General features: G+C 33.3%; 32 protein-coding genes and 2 pseudogenes. All 34 read left to right on the forward strand.

The window, feature by feature from the left end:
- Window positions 1–11: 11 nt before the first annotated feature.
- The 34 genes and pseudogenes from rplF (at window position 12) to JJJ02_RS09805 (ending at window position 22,377) form a co-directional block, all read left to right on the forward strand.
- Complete coding sequence (gene rplF / locus JJJ02_RS09640; RefSeq protein ID WP_099578981.1) at window positions 12–548, forward strand: 50S ribosomal protein L6; 537 nt, start codon at window positions 12–14, stop codon at window positions 546–548.
- Window positions 549–575: 27 nt separating this feature from the next.
- A complete protein-coding gene (gene rplR, locus JJJ02_RS09645) occupies window positions 576–938 on the forward strand; it encodes a 50S ribosomal protein L18 (RefSeq protein WP_096077490.1) in 363 nt (120 codons plus the stop codon).
- A gap of 18 nt (window positions 939–956) precedes the next feature.
- Window positions 957–1,454, forward strand: coding sequence for a 30S ribosomal protein S5 (gene rpsE / locus JJJ02_RS09650; RefSeq protein WP_099578979.1), 498 nt, complete (start codon window positions 957–959; stop codon window positions 1,452–1,454).
- Window positions 1,455–1,468: 14 nt separating this feature from the next.
- Window positions 1,469–1,648 carry a 50S ribosomal protein L30 gene (gene rpmD / locus JJJ02_RS09655; RefSeq protein WP_099578977.1) on the forward strand — a complete coding sequence of 60 codons (180 nt, stop codon included), beginning with the start codon at window positions 1,469–1,471 and terminating at the stop codon, window positions 1,646–1,648.
- Window positions 1,649–1,675: 27 nt separating this feature from the next.
- Complete coding sequence (rplO, locus tag JJJ02_RS09660) at window positions 1,676–2,116, forward strand: 50S ribosomal protein L15 (RefSeq protein ID WP_096077488.1); 441 nt, start codon at window positions 1,676–1,678, stop codon at window positions 2,114–2,116.
- On the forward strand, window positions 2,116–3,405 hold the full coding sequence (secY, locus tag JJJ02_RS09665) for a preprotein translocase subunit SecY (protein WP_111716800.1): 1,290 nt from the start codon (window positions 2,116–2,118) through the stop codon (window positions 3,403–3,405). Before rplO ends, secY begins: the two co-directional genes overlap by 1 nt.
- A gap of 17 nt (window positions 3,406–3,422) precedes the next feature.
- Window positions 3,423–4,070, forward strand: coding sequence for an adenylate kinase (locus JJJ02_RS09670; RefSeq protein ID WP_096077486.1), 648 nt, complete (start codon window positions 3,423–3,425; stop codon window positions 4,068–4,070).
- Between the two features lie 51 nt (window positions 4,071–4,121).
- Complete coding sequence (locus JJJ02_RS09675) at window positions 4,122–4,403, forward strand: KOW domain-containing RNA-binding protein (protein WP_099578973.1); 282 nt, start codon at window positions 4,122–4,124, stop codon at window positions 4,401–4,403.
- 20 nt (window positions 4,404–4,423) lie between these two features.
- Window positions 4,424–4,642 (forward strand): translation initiation factor IF-1, encoded by a 219-nt coding sequence (gene infA, locus JJJ02_RS09680; protein WP_001118443.1) that lies wholly within the window; start codon window positions 4,424–4,426, stop codon window positions 4,640–4,642.
- Between the two features lie 35 nt (window positions 4,643–4,677).
- Window positions 4,678–4,791 (forward strand): 50S ribosomal protein L36, encoded by a 114-nt coding sequence (rpmJ, locus tag JJJ02_RS09685; protein ID WP_003156543.1) that lies wholly within the window; start codon window positions 4,678–4,680, stop codon window positions 4,789–4,791.
- A 22-nt stretch (window positions 4,792–4,813) separates the two neighbouring features.
- Window positions 4,814–5,179, forward strand: coding sequence for a 30S ribosomal protein S13 (gene rpsM, locus JJJ02_RS09690; RefSeq protein WP_096077484.1), 366 nt, complete (start codon window positions 4,814–4,816; stop codon window positions 5,177–5,179).
- A gap of 20 nt (window positions 5,180–5,199) precedes the next feature.
- Complete coding sequence (gene rpsK, locus JJJ02_RS09695) at window positions 5,200–5,589, forward strand: 30S ribosomal protein S11 (RefSeq protein WP_096077483.1); 390 nt, start codon at window positions 5,200–5,202, stop codon at window positions 5,587–5,589.
- Window positions 5,590–5,672: 83 nt separating this feature from the next.
- Window positions 5,673–6,617 (forward strand): DNA-directed RNA polymerase subunit alpha, encoded by a 945-nt coding sequence (locus JJJ02_RS09700; protein WP_099578971.1) that lies wholly within the window; start codon window positions 5,673–5,675, stop codon window positions 6,615–6,617.
- Window positions 6,618–6,636: 19 nt separating this feature from the next.
- Entirely contained in the window at window positions 6,637–7,005 is a 369-nt protein-coding gene (rplQ, locus tag JJJ02_RS09705) for a 50S ribosomal protein L17 (protein WP_096077481.1), read from the forward strand.
- Window positions 7,006–7,301: 296 nt separating this feature from the next.
- Window positions 7,302–8,102: an energy-coupling factor transporter ATPase gene (locus tag JJJ02_RS09710; protein ID WP_240838703.1), complete on the forward strand. Its 801-nt coding sequence runs from the start codon at window positions 7,302–7,304 to the stop codon at window positions 8,100–8,102.
- Window positions 8,099–8,953, forward strand: a complete 855-nt coding sequence (locus JJJ02_RS09715; RefSeq protein ID WP_240838704.1) for an energy-coupling factor transporter ATPase — start codon at window positions 8,099–8,101, stop codon at window positions 8,951–8,953. Before JJJ02_RS09710 ends, JJJ02_RS09715 begins: the two co-directional genes overlap by 4 nt.
- The gene (locus JJJ02_RS09720; protein ID WP_240838707.1) at window positions 8,946–9,749 is read left to right on the forward strand and encodes an energy-coupling factor transporter transmembrane component T family protein; all 804 of its coding nucleotides are present in this window, start codon (window positions 8,946–8,948) and stop codon (window positions 9,747–9,749) included. Before JJJ02_RS09715 ends, JJJ02_RS09720 begins: the two co-directional genes overlap by 8 nt.
- A complete protein-coding gene (gene truA / locus JJJ02_RS09725) occupies window positions 9,750–10,568 on the forward strand; it encodes a tRNA pseudouridine(38-40) synthase TruA (RefSeq protein WP_240838710.1) in 819 nt (272 codons plus the stop codon).
- A 197-nt stretch (window positions 10,569–10,765) separates the two neighbouring features.
- Window positions 10,766–11,203 carry a 50S ribosomal protein L13 gene (gene rplM, locus JJJ02_RS09730; RefSeq protein WP_240838712.1) on the forward strand — a complete coding sequence of 146 codons (438 nt, stop codon included), beginning with the start codon at window positions 10,766–10,768 and terminating at the stop codon, window positions 11,201–11,203.
- Between the two features lie 19 nt (window positions 11,204–11,222).
- Complete coding sequence (gene rpsI, locus JJJ02_RS09735) at window positions 11,223–11,615, forward strand: 30S ribosomal protein S9 (protein ID WP_096077475.1); 393 nt, start codon at window positions 11,223–11,225, stop codon at window positions 11,613–11,615.
- 388 nt (window positions 11,616–12,003) lie between these two features.
- Window positions 12,004–12,459: a hypothetical protein gene (locus JJJ02_RS09740; protein WP_219498057.1), complete on the forward strand. Its 456-nt coding sequence runs from the start codon at window positions 12,004–12,006 to the stop codon at window positions 12,457–12,459.
- A gap of 145 nt (window positions 12,460–12,604) precedes the next feature.
- On the forward strand, window positions 12,605–12,844 hold the full coding sequence (locus tag JJJ02_RS09745) for a putative immunity protein (protein WP_240838714.1): 240 nt from the start codon (window positions 12,605–12,607) through the stop codon (window positions 12,842–12,844).
- Window positions 12,845–13,220: 376 nt separating this feature from the next.
- The gene (locus JJJ02_RS09750) at window positions 13,221–14,918 is read left to right on the forward strand and encodes an RNA-binding domain-containing protein (protein WP_240838716.1); all 1,698 of its coding nucleotides are present in this window, start codon (window positions 13,221–13,223) and stop codon (window positions 14,916–14,918) included.
- A 376-nt stretch (window positions 14,919–15,294) separates the two neighbouring features.
- Window positions 15,295–15,387: pseudogene (gene rpsI / locus JJJ02_RS09755) on the forward strand (30S ribosomal protein S9); the annotation flags it as partial.
- A gap of 337 nt (window positions 15,388–15,724) precedes the next feature.
- On the forward strand, window positions 15,725–16,636 hold the full coding sequence (locus JJJ02_RS09760; RefSeq protein WP_240838719.1) for a DUF2268 domain-containing putative Zn-dependent protease: 912 nt from the start codon (window positions 15,725–15,727) through the stop codon (window positions 16,634–16,636).
- A gap of 5 nt (window positions 16,637–16,641) precedes the next feature.
- A pseudogene (locus JJJ02_RS09765) lies at window positions 16,642–16,764 on the forward strand (MerR family DNA-binding transcriptional regulator); the annotation flags it as partial.
- Window positions 16,765–16,788: 24 nt separating this feature from the next.
- A complete protein-coding gene (locus JJJ02_RS09770) occupies window positions 16,789–17,343 on the forward strand; it encodes a MerR family transcriptional regulator (protein ID WP_240838721.1) in 555 nt (184 codons plus the stop codon).
- Between the two features lie 405 nt (window positions 17,344–17,748).
- Entirely contained in the window at window positions 17,749–18,078 is a 330-nt protein-coding gene (locus JJJ02_RS09775) for a DUF488 domain-containing protein (protein ID WP_111716751.1), read from the forward strand.
- A gap of 40 nt (window positions 18,079–18,118) precedes the next feature.
- Window positions 18,119–18,301 (forward strand): hypothetical protein, encoded by a 183-nt coding sequence (locus tag JJJ02_RS09780; RefSeq protein WP_164941530.1) that lies wholly within the window; start codon window positions 18,119–18,121, stop codon window positions 18,299–18,301.
- On the forward strand, window positions 18,289–18,696 hold the full coding sequence (locus JJJ02_RS09785; RefSeq protein WP_304653864.1) for an STM3941 family protein: 408 nt from the start codon (window positions 18,289–18,291) through the stop codon (window positions 18,694–18,696). Before JJJ02_RS09780 ends, JJJ02_RS09785 begins: the two co-directional genes overlap by 13 nt.
- A gap of 305 nt (window positions 18,697–19,001) precedes the next feature.
- Window positions 19,002–19,346: a hypothetical protein gene (locus tag JJJ02_RS09790; RefSeq protein WP_240838727.1), complete on the forward strand. Its 345-nt coding sequence runs from the start codon at window positions 19,002–19,004 to the stop codon at window positions 19,344–19,346.
- Between the two features lie 8 nt (window positions 19,347–19,354).
- Window positions 19,355–20,518 carry a TPM domain-containing protein gene (locus tag JJJ02_RS09795; protein ID WP_240838729.1) on the forward strand — a complete coding sequence of 388 codons (1,164 nt, stop codon included), beginning with the start codon at window positions 19,355–19,357 and terminating at the stop codon, window positions 20,516–20,518.
- A gap of 331 nt (window positions 20,519–20,849) precedes the next feature.
- Entirely contained in the window at window positions 20,850–21,920 is a 1,071-nt protein-coding gene (locus tag JJJ02_RS09800; RefSeq protein ID WP_240838732.1) for an LPXTG cell wall anchor domain-containing protein, read from the forward strand.
- A 106-nt stretch (window positions 21,921–22,026) separates the two neighbouring features.
- Entirely contained in the window at window positions 22,027–22,377 is a 351-nt protein-coding gene (locus tag JJJ02_RS09805) for a DoxX family protein (RefSeq protein WP_240838735.1), read from the forward strand.
- The last annotated feature ends 64 nt before the right edge of the window (window positions 22,378–22,441 follow it).

Raw genomic sequence — 22,441 nt, forward strand, 5'->3', positions numbered from 1 at the left:
GGTGCCGACTAATGAGTCGTGTTGGTAAGAAGATTATTGAAATCCCAGCTGGGGTTGACATTAAAATCGACGGTAATACTGTAACGGTTAAAGGACCTAAAGGTGAATTAACTAGAACATTTAACGAAGAAATGACATATAAATTAGAAGACAATACTTTAGAAGTAGTTCGTCCATCTGATTCTAAAGCTCATAAAACAATCCACGGAACTACACGTGCTTTAATCGCTAACATGGTTGAAGGTGTATCTAAAGGATTTGAAAAGAACTTAGAATTAATCGGGGTTGGTTACCGTGCTCAAATGCAAGGTAAAAACTTAATCCTTAACGTTGGATACTCTCACCCAATTGAAATCGTAGCTGAAGATGGTATTACATTATCAGTAGATAAAAATACGAAAGTAAAAGTTGAAGGTATTTCTAAAGAACGTGTTGGAGCAATCGCTTCAAATATCCGTGCTACTCGTCCTCCAGAGCCTTACAAAGGTAAAGGTGTACGTTACGAAGGCGAATATGTTCGTCGTAAAGAAGGTAAAACTGGTAAGTAATCTCTAAAATAGGAAAGGAGAATATTCATGATCACTAAAATCGATAAGAACAAAGTGCGTATGAAAAGACATGCTCGTGTACGTAGTAGATTAGCTGGTACTACTGAGCGTCCTCGTTTAAACGTATATCGTTCAAACAAACACATTTACGCACAAGTGATTGATGACGTTAAAGGTGTAACTTTAGCTCAAGCATCAACACAAGATAAAGGTTTAGGCTTAGAAGCTACTTCAAATGTTGAAGCAGCAGCTAAAGTCGGTGAAGCAGTTGCTAAATTAGCAGTAGAAAAAGGCGTTAAAGCAGTTGTATTCGACCGCGGAGGATATTTATTCCACGGACGTGTAAAAGCATTAGCTGATGCAGCACGCGAAAACGGTTTAGAATTTTAATAAAAGGAGGAACTCTTAATGCGTCGTGAAAAAGAAGTTAAAGAATTTGAAGAACGCGTAGTTACCATCAACCGTGTATCTAAAGTTGTTAAGGGTGGACGTCGTATGCGTTTCACTGCTTTAGTAGTTGTTGGAGATAAAAATGGTCGCGTTGGTTTCGGTACTGGTAAAGCACAAGAAGTACCAGAAGCGATTAAAAAAGCAATCGAAGATGCTAAGAAAAACTTAATCACTGTTCCTCGTGTTAAAGGTACAACACCTCACGAAGTTACAGGTAGATTCGGAGCAGGAAGCGTATTAATCAAACCTGCAGCACCTGGTACAGGAGTTATCGCTGGTGGTCCAGTCCGTGCCGTGTTAGAATTAGCTGGTATTACTGATATCTTAAGTAAATCATTAGGTTCAAATACACCAATCAACATGGTTCGCGCTACTGTTCAAGGTTTAAAAGAACTTAAAGTTGCTGAAGATGTGGCTAAATTACGTGGTAAATCAGTCGAAGAATTATACAATTAAGGAGGGCATAAACAATGGCTAAAATTAAGATTACCCTCACTCGTAGTATTATCGGTCGTCCTGAAACACAACGTAAAACTGTTAAAGCTTTAGGGCTTAACAAAATGCATCAAACAGTTGAAGTTGATGACAACCCTGCGATTCGTGGGCAAATTAACAAAGTAAGTCACTTAGTGACAGTAACAGAAGCATAAAATTTTTAAGAATAAGGAGGTGCCGAAATGAAATTACATGAAATGAAACCAGTTGAAGGCGCTCGTAAAGAACGTAACCGTGTTGGTCGCGGTATGGCTTCAGGTAATGGTAAAACAAGTGGACGTGGTCACAAAGGTCAAAAAGCACGTTCTGGTGGTGGAGTACGTTTAGGTTTTGAAGGTGGACAATTACCTTTATTCCGTCGTTTACCAAAACGTGGATTTACAAACATTAACCGTAAAGACTATGCGATTGTTAACTTAGATCAATTAAACCGTTTTGAAGAAGGTACAGAAGTAACACCAGCTTTACTTATTGAATCAGGTGTAGTATCTAACGAAAAATCAGGTATTAAAATTCTTGGTAATGGTGAATTAACAGCAAAGTTAACAGTAAAAGCTCATAAATTTTCAGCTTCAGCGAAAGAAGCAATTGAAGGTAAGGGCGGAACAACTGAGGTGATCTAATGTTTGATACGCTTATTAGTTTCTTTAAAGTAAAAGAAATACGTAGCAAAATCATCTTTACACTCGCAATGTTAATTATCTTTAAAATCGGAACATATATTCCGGTTCCAGGTGTCAACCCAGCAGCGTTTGAAAGTCAGACCAATAAAGGTATTACTGATTTGATGAATACGTTTGGTGGGGGAGCACTGCAAAACTTCTCCATTCTTGCAATGGGGATTATGCCCTACATTACTGCATCAATCGTCGTTCAATTACTGCAAATGGATGTTGTACCCAAGTTTACAGAATGGTCTAAACAAGGTGAAGTTGGACGTAAAAAGCTAACGCAATTTACGCGTTACTTCACGATTGTATTAGCATTCATTCAAGGGTTTGGTATGAGTTATAGTTTCAATAACATGTTAGGTGGTCAATTGATCACGAATACAAGTATATGGAACTTCATTCTTATCGCTATCGTGTTAACAGCAGGTACTGCATTTTTAATGTGGTTAGGTGAACAAATTACACAACACGGTGTTGGTAATGGTATTTCTATTATCATCTTCGGTGGTATTTTATCTTCTATTCCACCAGCGTTAATTCAGTTCTATCAACAATCATTTGTTGGTGCGAACGATACAACAATGGCAGTTTTAGAAGCGATTGGTATTTTTATTGGTATGATACTTCTTACTGCTTTTGCAGTATTCGTACTTCAAGCAGTTCGTAAAATTCCAATTCAATATGCGAAACGCACAACAGGTAACAGATTAGCACCACAAGCAACATTCTTACCGTTAAAGGTTAATGCTGCTGGGGTTATTCCGGTTATCTTTGCAATGGCGTTTTTCATGCTTCCGAAGACGTTACAATTACTCTTCCCGAAAGCGGATTGGGCAAAAACTTTAGCAGCACATTCTGATCCGGCACAGCCGATCGGTATGATTGTATATGTAATATTAATTATTGCATTTGCTTACTTTTATGCATTTGTTCAAGTTAATCCTGAACAAATGGCTGACAATTTAAGAAAACAGGGTAGTTACGTGCCGGGAATTCGTCCTGGTAAAAATACTCAAAACTATATTACAAAAGTTCTTTATCGTTTAACTTTTGTTGGTTCTTTATTCTTAGCAGGTATTGCAGTGTTACCATTAATCGTTTCAGATTTCTTAAACTTACCGCAATCATTACGCATTGGTGGAACAAGTTTATTAATCGTAATTGGGGTGGCATTAGAGACAATTGCTCAGTTAAAGGCTCAACTTGGTCAACGTGAATATAAAGGTTTTAAAAGACGTTAATGTCTGGAGGGCATTTTATGAATATCATTTTAATGGGCTTACCTGGCGCAGGTAAAGGGACTCAAGCGAGTGAAATTATTAAGAAATACCCAATTCCTCATATTTCTACTGGAGACATGTTCCGTGCAGCTATCAAAAATAATACTGAGCTTGGTCAAAAAGCAAAGTCATTTATGGATAACGGCGAACTTGTTCCAGATGAAGTTACGATTGGTATCGTTCGTGAAAGATTGTTAGAAGAAGATGCTAAACGCGGTTTCCTACTTGATGGTTTCCCAAGAACAGTTGAGCAGGCTGAAGCACTGAACGAAATGTTAGCTGCTGTGGATCGTAAGATTGAAGGCGTAATTAACATTGATGTTCAGGAAGAAGAATTGATGAACCGTTTAACGGGACGTCGTATTTGCGAAACTTGTGGGACAACTTATCATTTAGTGTTCAATCCACCTAAAGTAGAAGGTATTTGTGATATTGATGGTGGAAAGTTATATCAACGTGCAGATGATAATCCTGAAACAGTTCGTACACGTTTAGACGTAAACATTAAACAAACGAAACCATTACTTGATTTCTATACAAATCAAGGTGTGCTTTTCAATGTTGATGGTTCGAAAGACATTAAGGATGTTACTACTGAAGTTGAGAAGGTATTAAATCAGCTTTAATCGTTTACCGAGATTCACCTCCTGGTGAGTTGCTTAAGTGGATGTGATCAGTTGAATCAAGTAAGTATTGGTCAAATTGTCACGAGTAATCGTGGCAAAGATAAAGGGTTACCTGGAGTCATTATTGCTATTATCGATCATCGATTTGTACTTGTTGCAGACGGAGATAAACGGACTTATGAATATCCAAAGAAAAAGAACCTGTCGCATTTAATACTAAGTGATGAACACTCACCTGAAATTAAATCGAGTATTTCTGAAGCAGGTTTTGTAACAGACGCTAAATTACGTTACGTTTTGCAAAAATATACCGCTCGAATTTCGGAATCTTGATAAAAAGGGGGAATTTGAAAATGGCTAAACAAGATGTAATTGAATTAGAAGGTACTGTATTAGATACTTTACCAAATGCAATGTTTAAAGTAGAATTAGAAAATGGTCATGAGATCTTAGCGCATGTTAGCGGTAAAATTCGTATGAACTACATCCGTATTCTACCTGGCGACAAAGTAACTGTTGAAATGAGTCCTTACGATTTAACTCGTGGACGCATTACGTATCGTTATAAATAATAAGAACTCCAATATTAAATTAGGAGGTAAGAAACATGAAAGTTAGACCATCAGTAAAACCCATTTGTGAAAAATGTAAAGTTATTCGCAGAAAAGGTAAAGTAATGGTAATTTGTGAAAATCCAAAACACAAACAAAAACAAGGATAAGAAAACAGGAGGTGCAATATAAATGGCACGTATCGCAGGTGTAGACGTACCACGTGAGAAACGCGTAGTAATCGCATTAACTTACGTTTATGGTATTGGTAAAACAACAGCTCAAAAAATCTTAGCAGCTGCTAATGTTAACGAGAGTACTCGTGTGCGCGACTTAACAGAAGATGAATTAAACAGAATCCGTGAACAAGTAGATGGATACAAAGTTGAAGGTGACTTACGTCGTGAGATCAACTTAAACATCAAACGTTTAATGGAAATTGCTTCATACAGAGGTATTCGTCACCGTCGTGGTTTACCAACACGTGGACAAAATACTAAAAACAATGCACGTACTCGTAAAGGTCCAGTTAAGACCGTTGCTAACAAGAAGAAATAATAAGTAAAGGAGTGAGCTAAATGGCACGTAAACAAGTATCACGTAAGCGTAGAGTTAAAAAGAATATTGAGTCTGGTGTTGCACACATCCGTTCAACATTCAACAATACAATCGTAACAATTACTGATGAATTCGGTAATGCTTTATCATGGTCATCTGCTGGTGCGTTAGGTTTCAGAGGTTCTCGTAAATCTACACCATTCGCAGCTCAAATGGCATCAGAAACTGCATCTAAAGCAGCTATGGAACATGGTTTAAAAACTGTAGAAGTTACTGTTAAAGGACCTGGTCAAGGTCGTGAAGCAGCAATTCGTGCGTTACAATCAGCTGGTTTAGAAATTACAGCGATTAAAGACGTTACACCAGTACCACATAACGGTTGTCGTCCACCGAAACGTCGTCGCGTATAATTTTCAATTAGTATCAAAGACACTTATAATAGTATATGGAACTAAAATAAAATTATTCGACGTTGTTGAAGGAGGATTATTACATGATTGAAATCGAAAAACCTAGAATTGAGACAGTTGAAATTAGTGAAGATTCTAAATTCGGTAAATTCGTAGTTGAACCGTTAGAACGTGGTTATGGTACAACATTAGGAAACTCCTTACGTCGTATCCTATTATCTTCATTACCAGGTGCGGCTGTTAAGAATATTGAAATCGAAGGTGTCTTACATGAATTCTCAGCTGTTGAGAATGTAGTGGAAGATGTTACAACAATGATCATGAACATCAAAAAGCTTGCGCTTAAAATCTACTCTGATGAAGATAAAACGCTTGAAATTGATGTAAAAGATGAAGGCGTTGTTACTGCGAAAGATATTATGCATGACAGTGATGTTGAAATTTTAAATCCTGATTTAAAAATCGCAACAGTATCTAAAGGTGGACACTTAAAAATGCGTTTGGTAGCAAATGCAGGACGTGGTTACACTTTAGCTGAAGATAATAACACAAGTGATTTACCAATTGGAGTAATTCCAGTTGATTCAATCTACACACCAGTTGAGCGTGTAAACTACACAGTAGAGAATACACGTGTTGGTCAAAGTACTAACTTTGACAAATTAACTTTAGATGTATGGACTGATGGATCATTAACACCACAAGAAGCTATTTCTTTAGGTGCTAAGATTATGACAGAACATTTAAACATCTTCGTTGACTTAACTGATGAAGCACAAAATGCTGAAATCATGATTGAAAAAGAAGAAGATCACAAAGAAAAAGTACTTGAAATGTCGATTGAAGAACTTGATTTATCAGTTCGTTCTTATAACTGTCTGAAACGTGCAGGTATTAATTCTGTTCAGGAATTAGCCGACAAATCAGAAGCTGATATGATGAAAGTTCGTAACTTAGGACGCAAGTCTTTAGAAGAAGTTAAATTTAAATTAGAAGACTTAGGTCTTGGATTAAGAAAAGAAGACTAGTTAAAGGAGGTTACGATTCATGGGTTACAGAAAATTAGGTCGTACATCAGATCAACGTAAAGCTATGTTACGCGATTTAGCAACTTCTTTAATCGTTAACGAGCGAATCGAAACGACTGAAGCACGCGCGAAAGAATTACGTAAAATCGTAGAAAAATTAATTACTTTAGGTAAACGTGGAGACTTACATGCTCGCCGTCAAGCAGCTGAAGTTTTACGTCGTGTTGAAATTTTAAACGAAGATGAAACTACACAATTCGCAATTCAAAAATTATTCTCTGACATTGCTCCTCGTTACACAGAGCGTCAAGGTGGATATACTAGAATTATGAAAGTTGGACCACGTCGTGGAGACGGTTCAGAAATGGTTATCATCGAATTAGTATAATAATAATCATCATGGATTTAGGGATCACTTATCTTACACATACACACATAAGCAAATGAGTGCAACGATAATGTTTGCCACACACAGATATTGTCTAGCTCAGAGTACTTCGCCATAATAGAATAACGTTTTGCGTGACCTCTAGGCGGAGTGCGCGCTTTTTTCATTATTAAATCCGGAATTCCGGGTTTTTTATTTATATACAGACATTTTGTTTTGTGTTAATGATTTATGGTATAAATAATTAACAGAACATGAAATGTATTGATTTAAATTAAAAAAAGAAAGGTGAATGTATGGAACCGATCATTACAATAAACAATTTATCATATACTTATGATGGTCAGAGTATTCCCGCAATTGACGATCTTTCTTTAACGATTAATAAAGGCGAATGGATTTCCATTGTTGGTCATAACGGTTCAGGTAAGTCGACTTTACTTAAACTGATCGGTGGTATTGAACCTATCCAAAAAGGTGACATTACAATTAATAAAATCAAACTCAGAGAAGATACAATCCAATCTGTACATGAACAGTTAGGCATAGTATTTCAAAATCCGGATAACCAATTTGTTGGTGCAACAGTTGAAGATGACATTGCCTTCGGATTAGAAAATTATGGTGTCCCTCATGATGAAATGCATGTACGTGTAAATCAGGCTTTAGAGGCCGTTGAAATGTCACATATGAGAAGACATGAACCACATCATTTATCTGGTGGTCAGAAGCAGCGTGTAGCGATAGCAAGCGTATTGGCGCTACAACCTGAAATCATCATTTTAGACGAAGCGACATCAATGCTGGATCCTGAAGGACGTACTGAAATATTAAGAATAATAAAGCGTGTACAACAAACACATCGGCTTACAATTATACATATTACGCATCATCTGGAAGAAACGCTGGACAGTGATCGCATCTTTGTAATGAACAAAGGCAGTGTTGTGCTGTCCGGCACACCGGAAACGATATATAAAAGTGCAGATGAATTAATCTCTATAGGACTTGATTTGCCATTTGAAATGAAAGTAAATCGACTATTATTTAGTCAGGATGAATTTATAACAACAGAGGAGTTGCTCAAGAAACTATGAAGATACAATTAAACGACGTTGGTTTTCATTATTCTAAAGACACTCCTTTTGAAGTTCGTGCTTTAACAGATATTAATATGACGTTTGTTGAGAATAAATTTTATGCGATTATCGGACATACTGGATCAGGTAAATCTACTGTGATTCAGCATTTAAATGCACTGATTAAACCGACAGAAGGTAACATCGATATTGATGGACAAGTGATAATTCACAAAACGAAGAATAAATATCTCAAATCTATACGAAAAAAAGTCGGGATGGTCTTTCAGTTTGCAGAGCAGCAATTATTTGAAGAAACTGTGCTTAAAGATATCATGTTTGGTCCTATGAACTATGGTATAGCGGAAAAAGTTGCTGAGGCACGCGCACGTGAACTATTTAAATTATTTGGTATGGATCAGTCTGTCCTTCATAAAAGCCCGTTTGAGCTCTCTGGAGGGCAAATGCGACGTGTTGCAATAATGGGTGTACTTGCGATGAAACCTGATGTACTAATCGTTGATGAACCAACAGCAGGACTTGATCCGAGAGGACAACAGGAAATTATGTCTTTGTTTCATCAGCTGCAGCAAGATTTAGGGATCACTGTTATATTAGTTACACATCAAATGGACCAGGCAGCCCGTGCTGATTATTTATATGTGATGCATCAAGGAGAGTTAGTAGATCAAGGTACACCACAAGAAATATTCAGTAAAGATTTAACACACTTTGACATCCATCCACCTGAGATTACACAGTTACAAAGAAAATTTGAAACAAAATATAATACTAAGTTGCCATATACTGCGCTTTCGATAGAAGATTTTAATGCAATGTATCAAGAATGGAGGAAAAGCCATGCTTGATAAAATGATTCTTGGTAGATTTGTCCCAATTGACTCTTTCGTACATTCGTTAGATCCGAGAGCGAAGTTGATCTTTGTATTTATTATGACGATACTCGTTTTCTTTATGGATAACTGGTATGGTTATCTGTTTGGTTTTGTATTAGTATTACTCATTATTAAATTATCTAATCTTAAATTTATGTTTGTTTTTAATGGTATTAAGCCTATCCTGTTTTTAATCATTTTTACATTTTTAATGCATGTCTTTTTGACGAAGGGCGGCAGAACATTATTCGACTGGGGAATATTTAATATTCAAATGGATGGTGTATTGATGGGGATAATGATTTCATTTCGCTTTATTATTATTATCTTCTTATCGACAGTAATGACACTCACGACAAGTCCAATCGCTTTGACTGATGCAATTGAATCAATATTAAATCCATTCAAGAAAATAAAGTTACCAGTACATGAACTTGCGCTAATGATGTCTATCGCTCTTCGTTTTATTCCAACATTGATGGATGAAACGCAGAAAGTAATGAAAGCACAAATATCTCGAGGTAGTGATTTAGCGAGTGGGAACGCATTGCAACGGTTCAAAGCAATTGGACCTTTGCTCATTCCGTTATTTGTATCAGCATTTAAACGCGCAGATGATTTAGCGATTGCCATGGAAGTAAGAGGATATAAAGGAGACACTGGACGCACAAAATATCGACAACTTAAATGGCAAACGAAAGATACACTTACGATACTTACACTTATTCCAATCGGTGTCATCATATTTATATTAAGGAGCATCACATAAATGGAACGCATATTGTTACAACTCTCATATAACGGTGCGGACTTTCAGGGATTTCAAATTCAGAATGAAGGTCGCACCGTGCAATATGAATTAGAACGTATATTAAAACGCATGCATAAAGATTTTATCAGAATTCATCCGTCATCTCGAACAGATAAAGGTGTACATGCATTGATGCAGTACGTCCATTTCGATACACCATTGTCACTACCGACAAATAAATGGCAACATGCCTTTAATTCTGCATTACCAGACGATATATATATCAATCAAGTGACAAAGATTAATGCAGATTTTCATTCCCGTTATGACTGTGTAGGTAAAGCATATCGCTATAAAGTGTATCTTGCGCCTCATAGAGATGTGCTGAAAAGAGGCATTGAAACGCATATTACTGAAACATTAGATACTCGAAAGATGAATGAAGCGGCACAATTCTTCATTGGCACACACGACTTTACATCGTTTTGTTCGGCGAAGACAGAAATTGAGAATAAAGAACGTACAATGTATAAATTTGAAGTGATAGAAACTGATACAGGTTATGAATTCTTCGTCATTGGAAGCGGCTTTCTTTATAACATGGTCCGTATTATGGTGCATTTCTTAATGGACGTAGGACGAGGGAAAAGACAAGGGTCAGAAATACCCGCAATCATTGCAGCCAGTGATAGAACGAAAGCAGGAAAGACAGCGCCAGCTGAAGGATTATATTTAGAAAAGATCTATCTGTCACCTGAAGAACTCACACAAGATATACCGAAAGGGACAACCATCACACTTAAACCAACTCGCAGACGATTAACACCACAATCTTAAATCCGTTATAACGAATATGAATAAAAGTAAATAAAAAGAATTTGGGATTAAGATTGACAAACACCCTTAAAATGTTATAAGATAGACAACGGTATTGTTTAATATCAACCACGACAATAAGCCCCGGAAACTTATTGTGTTACAGATATATAAGCAGGATTCAGAGGGAATTTTTTTTATTTTAGGAGGAAAATATAATGCGTCAAACATTCATGGCAAACGAAGCAAACATTGACCGCAAATGGTACGTAATTGATGCTGAAGGTAAGACTATGGGTCGCCTTTCATCAGAAGTTGCATCAATCTTACGCGGTAAACATAAACCAACATTCACACCACACGTAGATTGTGGAGATCACGTTATCTTAATTAACGCTGAAAAAATCTATTTATCAGGTAACAAAGCAGAAGACAAAATTTACTACCGTCACTCATTACACCCAGGTGGAATTAAATCTATCTCAGCTGGTGAATTACGTGAGAAAAACCCAGTTCGTTTAATGGAAACATCAATTAAAGGTATGTTACCAAAAGGTTCTTTAGGCGAAAAAATGTTCAAAAAATTACATGTTTATGCTGGAGCAGAGCATCCACATGCAGCACAACAACCTGAAAACTACGAGTTACGTGGTTAATTAAGAGGAGGACAATACATTGGCACAAGTTGAATATAAAGGCACAGGCCGTCGTAAACATTCAGTAGCACGTGTTCGTTTAATTCCTGGAGAAGGAAACATCACAATCAACAACCGTGACGTACGTGACTACTTACCATTCGAATCATTAATCTTAGACTTAAACCAACCATTCGATATTACTGAAACTAAAGGTAACTATGACGTTTTAGTAAACGTTAAAGGTGGCGGTTTAACTGGACAAGCACAAGCAATCCGTCATGGTATTTCTCGTGCATTATTAGAAGCAGATCCTGAGTACCGTGGATCATTAAAACGCGCAGGCATGTTAACACGTGACCCACGTATGAAAGAACGTAAGAAGCCAGGTCTTAAAGGCGCTCGTCGTTCTCCACAGTTCTCAAAACGTTAATATCGTTGTTATATCAACGTTCAAAGCACTTCTTGGAAAATTCCAGGAAGTGCTTTTTTATATGGTATTGACATAGATGTTACCCTTTGAATATCTTAACTATAGAAAGAAAGAGTAATTTTAAGTTTTAGATTAATGATGCATGACAGTTTATGATATTAAATGAAATGCTGTAGTTTTTTTACTTTCTGATATACATATATAATTAAAATATATTTACAATAAATTAAGTTGTAAATTTACTTGTTCTACTTTGTCATGCTATAATGTGTGAAATATAGTAAAGGGGGATTTTGATGAAATTAGTAAATAGTTATGTATCAAATCAACATATAGGAGAGGGCAATTTTCAATAAGGTTTCTCCTATATAAAAATGGAGGAGAAAATATGAGTGAATTAGTTAAAAATTCAGTACGTGTATTATTGAAAGAGACATTTGAAGGAATAGACGGTAAAGGTAGCATATATATTGAACCTAAACCAGATAGCGGAGTTTTAGGAACACTTAAAGGTCTATCAGTTGAAGAAGTTTCAAAAAAAGTCAATGGTGTTACTATTGCATCAATTACTGATCACATCGGATATTATTTATCAGGAATTAATTATATCTTGGAGAATGGCAAACCATCTAAAATGGATTGGGAGAAAAGCTGGAGTATTAAAAAAGTTAGTGATAGGGAGTGGATAACTATTATTGATATACTGGAGAATGAATATAATAACCTCATGAAAAATCTTGATGTTGTAGAATGGGATCAAGATAACACCGATGATATCATTGCAGCACTTGTTCATTCAGCTTATCATCTTGGAGCACTTAGACAAATATTAAAATTAATTTAGAAATATATAAACCAGTAGATATTAGAATTGTATCTACTGGTTTATTAGGTATAGCATTATTAATATAAGCCTTTGAATGATAACTATATAGAAAAGTTATTACTATACCGTTAAATCACTATCTTTTAATAACATATAAACATCTGTGCAAAATGAAAACTTACCTTTAGGATTATATGGTGAAATAACAGCATATGAATTAAGAAAAGCTGAATTCTTAGCAAATACATTAATTCAAAATTCATTAAATGAAATCAGCAAATTTGCTTTAAAAATATATGCACAAGCAATATCTACAGGACATATGCGAGATCATGCTATGATCTCTTCTGACTATAATATTAAGTTTTTAAATTTACTATACAATAATAAATATAACGAGTAATTATTGAAAGAAAAGCTCAAATTGAGTTAGTGAAATATTATTAAATAAACAAGATATTGGCGATGTAGACTAGCTATTTCTACTTTTAATTGTGACTATTTATGTAATTACGCGACTTTTGGTAAAAGCTTAGTTATAAAGTATTTATATTTTAAAAGTTAAACCACTATGTGAATATTTATAACATCTTAAAATTTTTGAACGTAATAAAAACTGTAGTAAAACATGTCAATCACTACAGTTTTTCAATAGATATTTTTAGAGTAGTTTTTAAATAGATGATACAATAAAATTAAAATCAAATTATAAATTTTATCTTTAAAAGAACTTATCTATCAGTAGCATAGTAAATATATCTTTATAACGAGGTAATAGGATGAAAACAACCCTAGAAATTTTAGAACTATTGAATAGGTTAGAATATGTAGTTGCTGATGAACTTGAATCTCAAGATTTAGACTTTAAAAAATGGAATACAAGAAGTTATAGTGAGAATGTTAATACAATATTGGATTATGCGGTATGCATGGCGAATGGAGGTGGAGGAACAGTAGTATTTGGTATTGCTGATAAAACTATAGGAAAAATCCATGCTATTGTAGGTATAGATGATGAAATTGATACAGTTGAATTACAGAGAAAAGTATATGATAATACCGATCCACATATAACACCATTTTTTGAAATCGTAAAAGTTGATGTAGATGAATCAAAAAAACAATTATTGATAATGCATGTTCAAAGTGACAGTCCGCCATATACACTAACTAGTGGGAAAGCAACGATTCGTTTAGGTAAAGAATGCAAACCATTTACAGGCAGTTTGAGAAGAAATATGGTTGATAGTTCAAGTAGTGTGGACTTTACCTCTGAAATCATATATGAAGACTGGAGAAAGCTTATTTCTCCAACTGCTTTAGAAAAAGTGAGAGAGTATATGGCAAGAGATAAAGTGGATATTTCCTTGCAAACGTATAGCGATGAAGATTTATTAATTTCAATTGGAGGATTAAAAAATGGGTATTTAACTAAAGGAGCTTTACTTATTATAGGTAAAACAAGTGAAATAGAGCGTATAATTCCTACGTATAAATGGTCTTTTAGAAAAATGATAAGTGATACAGACTATACAACACGTGAAGATTCTACAAGCGCGATACCAATTGCTCTTTATGAATTGGAAAGATATATCAATACTGATAATCCAATAGTAACAATTGAATCAGGATTAATTCATCCTGAGTATAATACATATCCAATTATTGCATTGAGAGAAGCATTATTAAATTCTTTTGGGCATAGAGATTATAGACTTTCTGGTACTATAATGCTTAAGCAGTATCAAGATAAAATTATACTTTCAAATCCAGGAGATTTTGTTGGAGGAATTACACCTCAGAATATTTTACATCATCCTCCTGTGGCAAGAAATAATCATTTAATGGAACTTTTAGACAGATTAAAGTTAGTCAATAGGTCTAATTTAGGTGTTTCAAGAATTTATAAATCATTATTATTAGAAGGTAAGGAACCACCTATATACAGAAAAGTAGGATTAAATATTGAATTGACATTTTTATCATCTAGTTTGAATGAAAAGTTTATTGATTTCGTTGAAGAATTGAGCTCCGATGGCAAAACAATTGATGTGGATCATTTGTTGATAATTCAATACTTAATTAGACATGAAGAGATAGATACATCAATAGCTTCAGAGCTTATTCAGAGAAGTACTACTCAAGCCAAAGAGATTCTAAGCCAAATGAAAACAGAGTATCAAATCATTGAAGCAGTCGGAAGAGGAAAAGGGAGATACTATACTTTATCAAAAGAATCTTATGATTCATTGAAAAATGATATGAGTTATGAAAGACAATTAAATTTAGATAAACAAGCAATTAAAATAAGAATATTAACGGTGTTGAAAGAAAGGTCATTAACAAATAAAGAAATAAGACAAATAACTGGTTATGATCAGAAACAGGTTCAACGTCTAATGAAAGAAATGTTAGAAGATGGAGTTATGCTAACTGGTTACGGCAGAGGATCGAAGTATAGCTATAAGGATGAATAAAGAGGACAAAAAGAGGACAAAAAGAGGACAAAATCGAGTTGTAGTCATTAAAACCTTTGTATTTAGATAGAAAATAGGACAAAATGAATTAGAAATAGGACGAACGAATCAATATGTTTTATAAAAGTAATAGTGATCGATTGCAAGAACTAATTAAAGCATGCTTTTTTGGTACTATTATTAAACTGACACAAGAGGTTTCGATCTATCGGATGATAAACTCAATAATCGTTATAGAATAAAAAAACTAAAGTACTGCCGACCAGCAGATTTTAGTTTTAAAAATGTTACCCTTTAAGTACCCTTTTATGAAATTGAGTGATTTTTAATGATATCTAAAATTGTAAAAACCCTTTAATATCAAGACTTACGACACTATATGACTATCACTGAAACACCAAAATTTTTTGAACGTAAGAAGCCAGGTCTTAAAGGCGCTCGTCGTTCACCACAGTTCTCAAAACGTTAAGCTGCAGCTGTTGCGAATTTATTCGCTTACAGATGGAGTTCGCAAATTGCGTCAGCAATTTGTGTTCAACTGAAAATACGTTTACAGCACTTCTCGAAATTATTCGAGAAGTGCTTTTTTATATGTTTTTTTGCATCGATAAACCAATATTGAAATATAGCACATTATATATACATAAATTTAATTATACGAAATGGGAAAAACACATTGAAATAATAATAATCAAACTTTATCTCTTCAAATTATAGTAAGTAAGATTATAAATTATTAATTATTCTAAATCACTTGAGTGCTACGTAACGTCATCCTTTATTATTAGTATTAAGGAGGAATAAATATGTATAAATTAAATATAGTTAGATCGGATAAGGTATATTTAGGTTTACTTGATGAGGATCATGAAAATAAGTCGAAATATTTTAAGGATAAACTTCTAAAATATTTTAAAGAAAAATTTGATATTCAGGGGATACCTTTTGAAGGTGACAAATTAGGATTTGATGCATTAAAATTATTAAATATGACTCATATTTCGCCAGAAGAGTTTAATTCAAAAAATACGAGTGAAATTGCTCTGCTAAATGATGACTTTTGGAATGATTGTAAATTATATATAGAAGATTCTATAAAACAATTTGAGAAAAATGGTATTGAATCACGAATAGATGAATATAATTTTACTGTGCTATTAGGGGATAGTACAAAACCCACTATGTATCTAAATAAAAATTATGGTGGAGATGGTGGGATACCTGGGTATATATTCATTTCAATGGTACCCAATCAATATACATTAGATCGTGTAAAAAGTGCGATTGCTCATGAAATAAATCATAATATTAGATATCAGTACATTAAGTGGGATGGTGGTTCACTAAGTGAATTAATTATTTCAGAGGGACTTGCAGAAAATTTTGTAGAAAAAATGTATGGAAAAAAATATTTAGGACCTTGGGTAACTGAAATTGATTGGGATAAACAAAATAATAATATCAAAAATACAATAAAGAAAAATATAGATATTAATAATATGTTTGAGGCTATGCCATATCTTTATGGTGATGAAATTACAAGAATGCAAGGTGGAACGACTGTCGGGTTACCACATGCAGCTGGATATACGTGTGGCTATTACCTTATAAAGTACTATTTAGAAAAAACGAAATGTACAATAGAAGATGCAACTATTAAATCATCTGATGAAATTATTAATGAGGTGAATGAATTCTGGAATACCAATATAAATTAAAAGAAATAAGAGAGATAACAGGTTTATCTAAAAGAACATTACATTATTATGATGAAATTGGTTTATTACCTGCAAGAAAAAATAAAACTAATTATAGAATATACAATCAAAGCGATTTAATCAAATTACAAAAAATACAATTATTAAAGTCTATGGATTTCAGTCTTAAAGATATTTATAATTTAATACATTTAGATGATGAAAAATTAATTGAAAGCATTGCAGAACAATCAAAATTTTTGGAAGAAAAAATAAAAGAATTAGAAAAAACCAAGATAGCTGTTGATAAATTTATCAATGGAATACCTATTATCGAGATTAGTGAATTAAATCAATGCATTAGTGAACAATATAAAAAAGAAGCTGAAATAAGATATGGAAAAACTGAAATATATCAAAAATTTATTAATAACAATAGTAGGAATGTTTTTGAAGAAAATAAAAATAAAGATGATTTAGAATCGATAATACTAAAGTTTTGTAATGTGACTATGCTACCTGTAGAACACAATAATGTATACGAAGTTGTTGTTGAGTGGAAAGATTATATGAATAGATTTTCAGATTTTGATGACGATATGTTATGCATTATTGCAAATGTGTATAGTAAGGATAAAAGATATCATAATTATTTTAATAAGTTTAATAAACCTGGAATTACAGATTTTATTTCTGAAGCAGTGAATTATCATTTAAAAAATAAATAGTAATAAATTAGAAGAAAACACCGGCCAGCAGTTTATTTAGTTACCCTTTAGTTACCCCTGAGTGATATTTGATGTAATTCTATGCAATCGAAAAAATCAGAAATCCTTTAATATCAGGGCTTACGACAGTCTATATAACTGTACGAAACCCTAAAGTTTTTTGGACGTAAGAAGCCAGGTCTTAAAGCGTCAGTCACTCACCACAGTTCTCAAAACGTTAGGCTGCAGCTGTTGCAAGTTTACTTGCTTACAGATGGAGTCCGCAAATTGCGTCAGCAATTTGTGTTCCATAAGAATTTTCAACACTCTCCAGCATTCACTGGAGGGTGTTTTCTTTTATTTCAATATAGATTTAGTGTTACGCTTGAATAAGCAATAATAAAATCTATACTTGAGGTGATTAATATGTACAAACTTGCACGTATTTATGATGAAGATATCCCTAAAGGAAAACGTGTGTTAGTTGATCGTGTTTGGCCGAGAGGGATAAGTAAAGAAGATGCTAAATTAGATGAATGGTTGAAAGATATTGCACCGAGTACGGATCTTAGAAAGTGGTTTGATCATGATCCAGACAAGTTCGATGATTTTAAGAAAAAGTATAAAGAAGAACTTAAAGATAATGATGCGGTTAAAAAGCTCAAAGATATGAAAGGGACAATTGTACTACTATATGGTGCTAAAGATGAAAAATATAATCATGCGGTTGTGCTGAAAGAATTTATGAAAAAGTAATATTGATAACAATAAAAAATTAACATATAGGGAGTATGAAATGAAAGAAGTGAAAATTAAAAAAAGTATATTAAAAATGTTATTTGCTTTTTTAATATTGTTTATTAGTGGATTACTATTAACCTTTATTGAAATTATAGCTTGGGAAGAGAATGGATGGGATATGAGGTTATTGGGAGTCTTTTTAGCATTAACAATGTATTTTTTTCCATGTTCTATCTAAAACATTTAGTTTTTAATAAGCCCTTAGTAACTATAAATGAAGAGGGATTTTATGATAATTCTTCAATGATAGCTACGGGTGATAGATTAGTGCATTGGAAAGAAGTTAAAGATATTTCCTTAAGATATTTTGGTGGACAGTCATATATTACTGTTGCACTGAAAGATCCATATAAAACATTAGAGCATGAAGATCTAGCGACACGCATGATAGCAGATTATAATACTCAATATACTGAAGGTGAAATTAATATAATGCTTAAATTTGTTACAAAGTACAGTGATGAAGAATGTTTAATGTTTATGCAGAATGCTTTTGAAGAATATAAAAGGAAACAAAAATTGTCTGGAAAAGAAGATAAAGAATTTGCATTTCTAGAGAATACACTTGATTAATTTAATGTCATACTTTACATCAGTAAAGTGTGATTTTTATATTACACGAAATTATATATAATAAAATATAATAGTAAAAAATAGAGAGGTATGCTATGTACGGATATGAAGTAACAATCACGAATAGACTGTTAATCGTGTTATCGACGTTTTTAACTATTTTTACGATAGGTCTTTTTTTATTTTTGTATCCCTTGTTTCAGTTTATACATGGATGGTATCAATTGATTTTAAATATTGGGCTTTTCGTATTATTCATCTTGATGTTCGTTGTTCTGAAATGCTCCAAAAATGGTGAAGTTGTTATGATCATCAATGAGAAAGGCTTTTTTGATAGAATATCAAATGATGCTGAACCCGATAAGATGGTTGTATGGAAGAATGTAAAAGATATTACATTACAAAAGCAGGGTGAAGAAAGTATTATTATAGTACAGTTGATTGATCCGAGGCGTCTATTTAAGACGAAATCTACATATATAAAAGATGGATGTATACATATAAAGCTACCGAAGCATATAGGTGTTCAGCCTAAGGAATTACTGAGGGTAATGCATAATTACAAAGCATATTATGAATTATATATTGAGGACGAAAAGAAAAAGAAAGCTGAAAAAAAGAAAAAACATAAACAAAAAACAAAACAATAGAGGTCATTATGAGATACATAAAATTATTGATAATAATGCTAATATTGATGCTTGTTTCACCATTCCAAGTTAATGCGTATACATTTCCTGAATTGAATAAAGATCATTTATATGTACAGGATAATGCCAAAATCTTCTCTGATTCAGAAATTGATTATTTAAATCGATACAGTGAGCAACTGGAAGAAGAGACTGGTGTAGAAATGGCGGTATTTACCGTTAATACTACAGGTAAATATCGAGAATTGTACGCTACAGAAGTCATTAATCATTATGGTATTGGGAAAGAAGATTTAGATAATGGGATTGTTATCCTTCTGAATTTGGATAAAGGTAAAAAATATAAAAATCGTGGCATCGAAGTTCGTGTAGGCTACGGACTAGAAGGTTACTTTAATGATGCAAAAGTAGGTCGAATTATCGATAGAAGCGGTTATGAAACTTTAAAGAAAGGTGATTACAGCAAAGGAACAATTGAAGTATATGAAGCATTTTATGATGCGATTGAGGAAATGTACGCAGAGCTTCCTAAAGATGCATCACGAGAAGAAATATATGGATTAAGCAATTACCAATTTGTTATTAGCCAGTTCTATTTAGATTTATATGAAGAAAACGACTTTATAATGAAACCTGTTATTATAATGGCTTATTATTTATTAATTACAACGGTACTTTCATTTTTATTAAAGTATTACACAAAGGACTTTCATGATATATTCGGTGAGAACACAAATGAACGCAGATTTATGATCATGCATGGTCTAGCTGTAAATGGTCGAGCAGCGCGATACATTAAGATGAAATATAATAATCCTTTCGTGAATATATTATTTTTTCTTCATAGCATTCCTCTGTTATTTATGGAATTTGTGTGCATTATATATTTAGAAATTATAGGTGCATTAAAGGGAAAATTAACTTCAACCGGAATATATAATGAGACACGAAAAGACCCGATGTATCCTGACCTTGAAACTGATACGTTAATACGTATGGAGAAATTACTGCCAGTGAAGACAAGAATATTAGATACATCAGCACCTCAGTTTGGCGATGGTACTCCACTTGGAGGGGGTGGTGGATCGAGAGGAGGATCTGGCGGCTCATCAGGCGGTGGTGGATTCGGCGGCGGGTCATCAGGTGGTGGTGGTGCTGGCCGAAGCTTTTAATAAGTATTTTATATTAACAAAAATAAAGCCGATTGAGAATACACATTAATGTATAAAGAATAACATAAACCACACTTTTTATGAGAGTGGTTTATTTATTTTTATCAATATTTTATTATTTTAAAATAGTAATTGATGGTACTTAAGATAGGGGGAAGATGATTAATTTAGCAATTATTATTTATGAATAATATAAATATCAACCATTTAAATTGTTGATAAATCATTGCCTTTTAAATCTGAATTATTTTTGTGAGAGAAAAATGTCAAAAAATATGTTACAATAATTAAACAGAAATTACTATATTAAAATATATTAGGGGATATTTATATGGAAAAGTACAAACTGACAAAAATAATTGCTGTTACATGTTTAACCTTCTCGCTTACTATATCGTATTCAATAGCAAATGCGAGTACTATCCCGGAGCAATTACGAAATGATGCTAGTGAACTGCGTGCTGAGCTTGATACTAAGAGACAGTCAGTAAGACAAGAGATTGCGCGTACTAAAGCGGATATAAAACAAAATCATGAAGTGATTAATAATGTGAAAGAAGATATAAATGTTGTGAAGGAGAAGCATGATGACATAGAGCAACAGCATCAAGAATTTAAGGACAAAGCTGAGCGCATGATTGAGACGGTAAATCAGGACAAAGCTGATTATGACAGAGTGAAGCAAGATGTAAATGCGCGTATTGATGCTAAAGTAGAGGATATTGATAACAAAGTACAAAATGTTGAAAATACAAAAGATAATATTGTAATCAATACACCAAATTTACCTGATGTCACGATTAAAGAGAAATGGTTTAATGATGCTGATAAACAAACGCTTCAAGGTTTGTTAGATAAGCTTGAGCAAAAAGTGATTACTGATTTACAATATGAAAGAAAAGTGATTGATATTTTAAATCATACGTTAAAATCTTATTTAAAATTACATCAGTATGATTTTAATTTTGATCATCTATTAAATAGTGGGTTTGATATTTCTACATTATCAGAAAGAAATAAAGCTTTGATTGAAAGACTTCAAAATTTAAAGAGCCATAATAAGATAAGTGATGATTCATTTAACATGGAAACCCTGGATATCCTGAAAAATGACCTTAAAGAAAAAGCTGATAAATTAGAACAGCTCAACGCAAAATTGAAATCAGAAGAATCGTCAGATTTAACAAGTGGCTTTGCTGATAATTTTGTAGATAATATTGAAGCAGAACCTGCAGCTCAAACAACTGTTCCAGTAAAACAAATGAGTACAAGTCCTACAGAGCATCATTCTAATTTACCTGATTCAGGGGAACAACGTAATACTACTTTAGTTTCAGTCGCTATTTTGCTATTAATTGTAGCTGTGTTAAGTTTTCTTTTCTCAAGAAAACGCAAAAAATAATTTAGCATTTCATTAATTTAATGATGTCACATTTAAATCTAATGTTTTTAAAGTTATTTTTAAGGTTATAGTACTAATAACTATTAATAATAAGGGAGCAGATACGATGTTAAATTATATCAATAACTTATTCATCGCTAAAGAAATGTTTAACGCAGGTAAGGGAAAGCTTCAGGAAGATGAAAGCTTAGTTAAAATGTTTGAAGAGTTTGGTTACTCTAAAGAATTTATGAAATTAATCGGTGGCGTTGAAACGACTGGTGCAGCATTACTAGCTTTATCTATTTTTAATAAGAAATTTAATCAGGCAGGTTCATTACTTGTTGGTGGTGTGATGTTAGGTGCAATCTATTCGCATTTAAAAGCTGGACAAGGTTATGATGCTACGAAGAATGCGAGAAATATTTTAGCATTGAATACTGCATCGTTACTTGCAAGTTTTAAAGATGAGAAGTAATTTAAGATTTGTATTTAAAATCAATCATTAAACAATAAAACCACAAGTCTTCTTTTGAAGACTT

The sequence above is a fragment of the Macrococcus sp. PK genome (assembly GCF_022501545.1).
Classification (GTDB): Bacteria; Bacillota; Bacilli; order Staphylococcales; family Staphylococcaceae; genus Macrococcoides; species Macrococcoides epidermidis.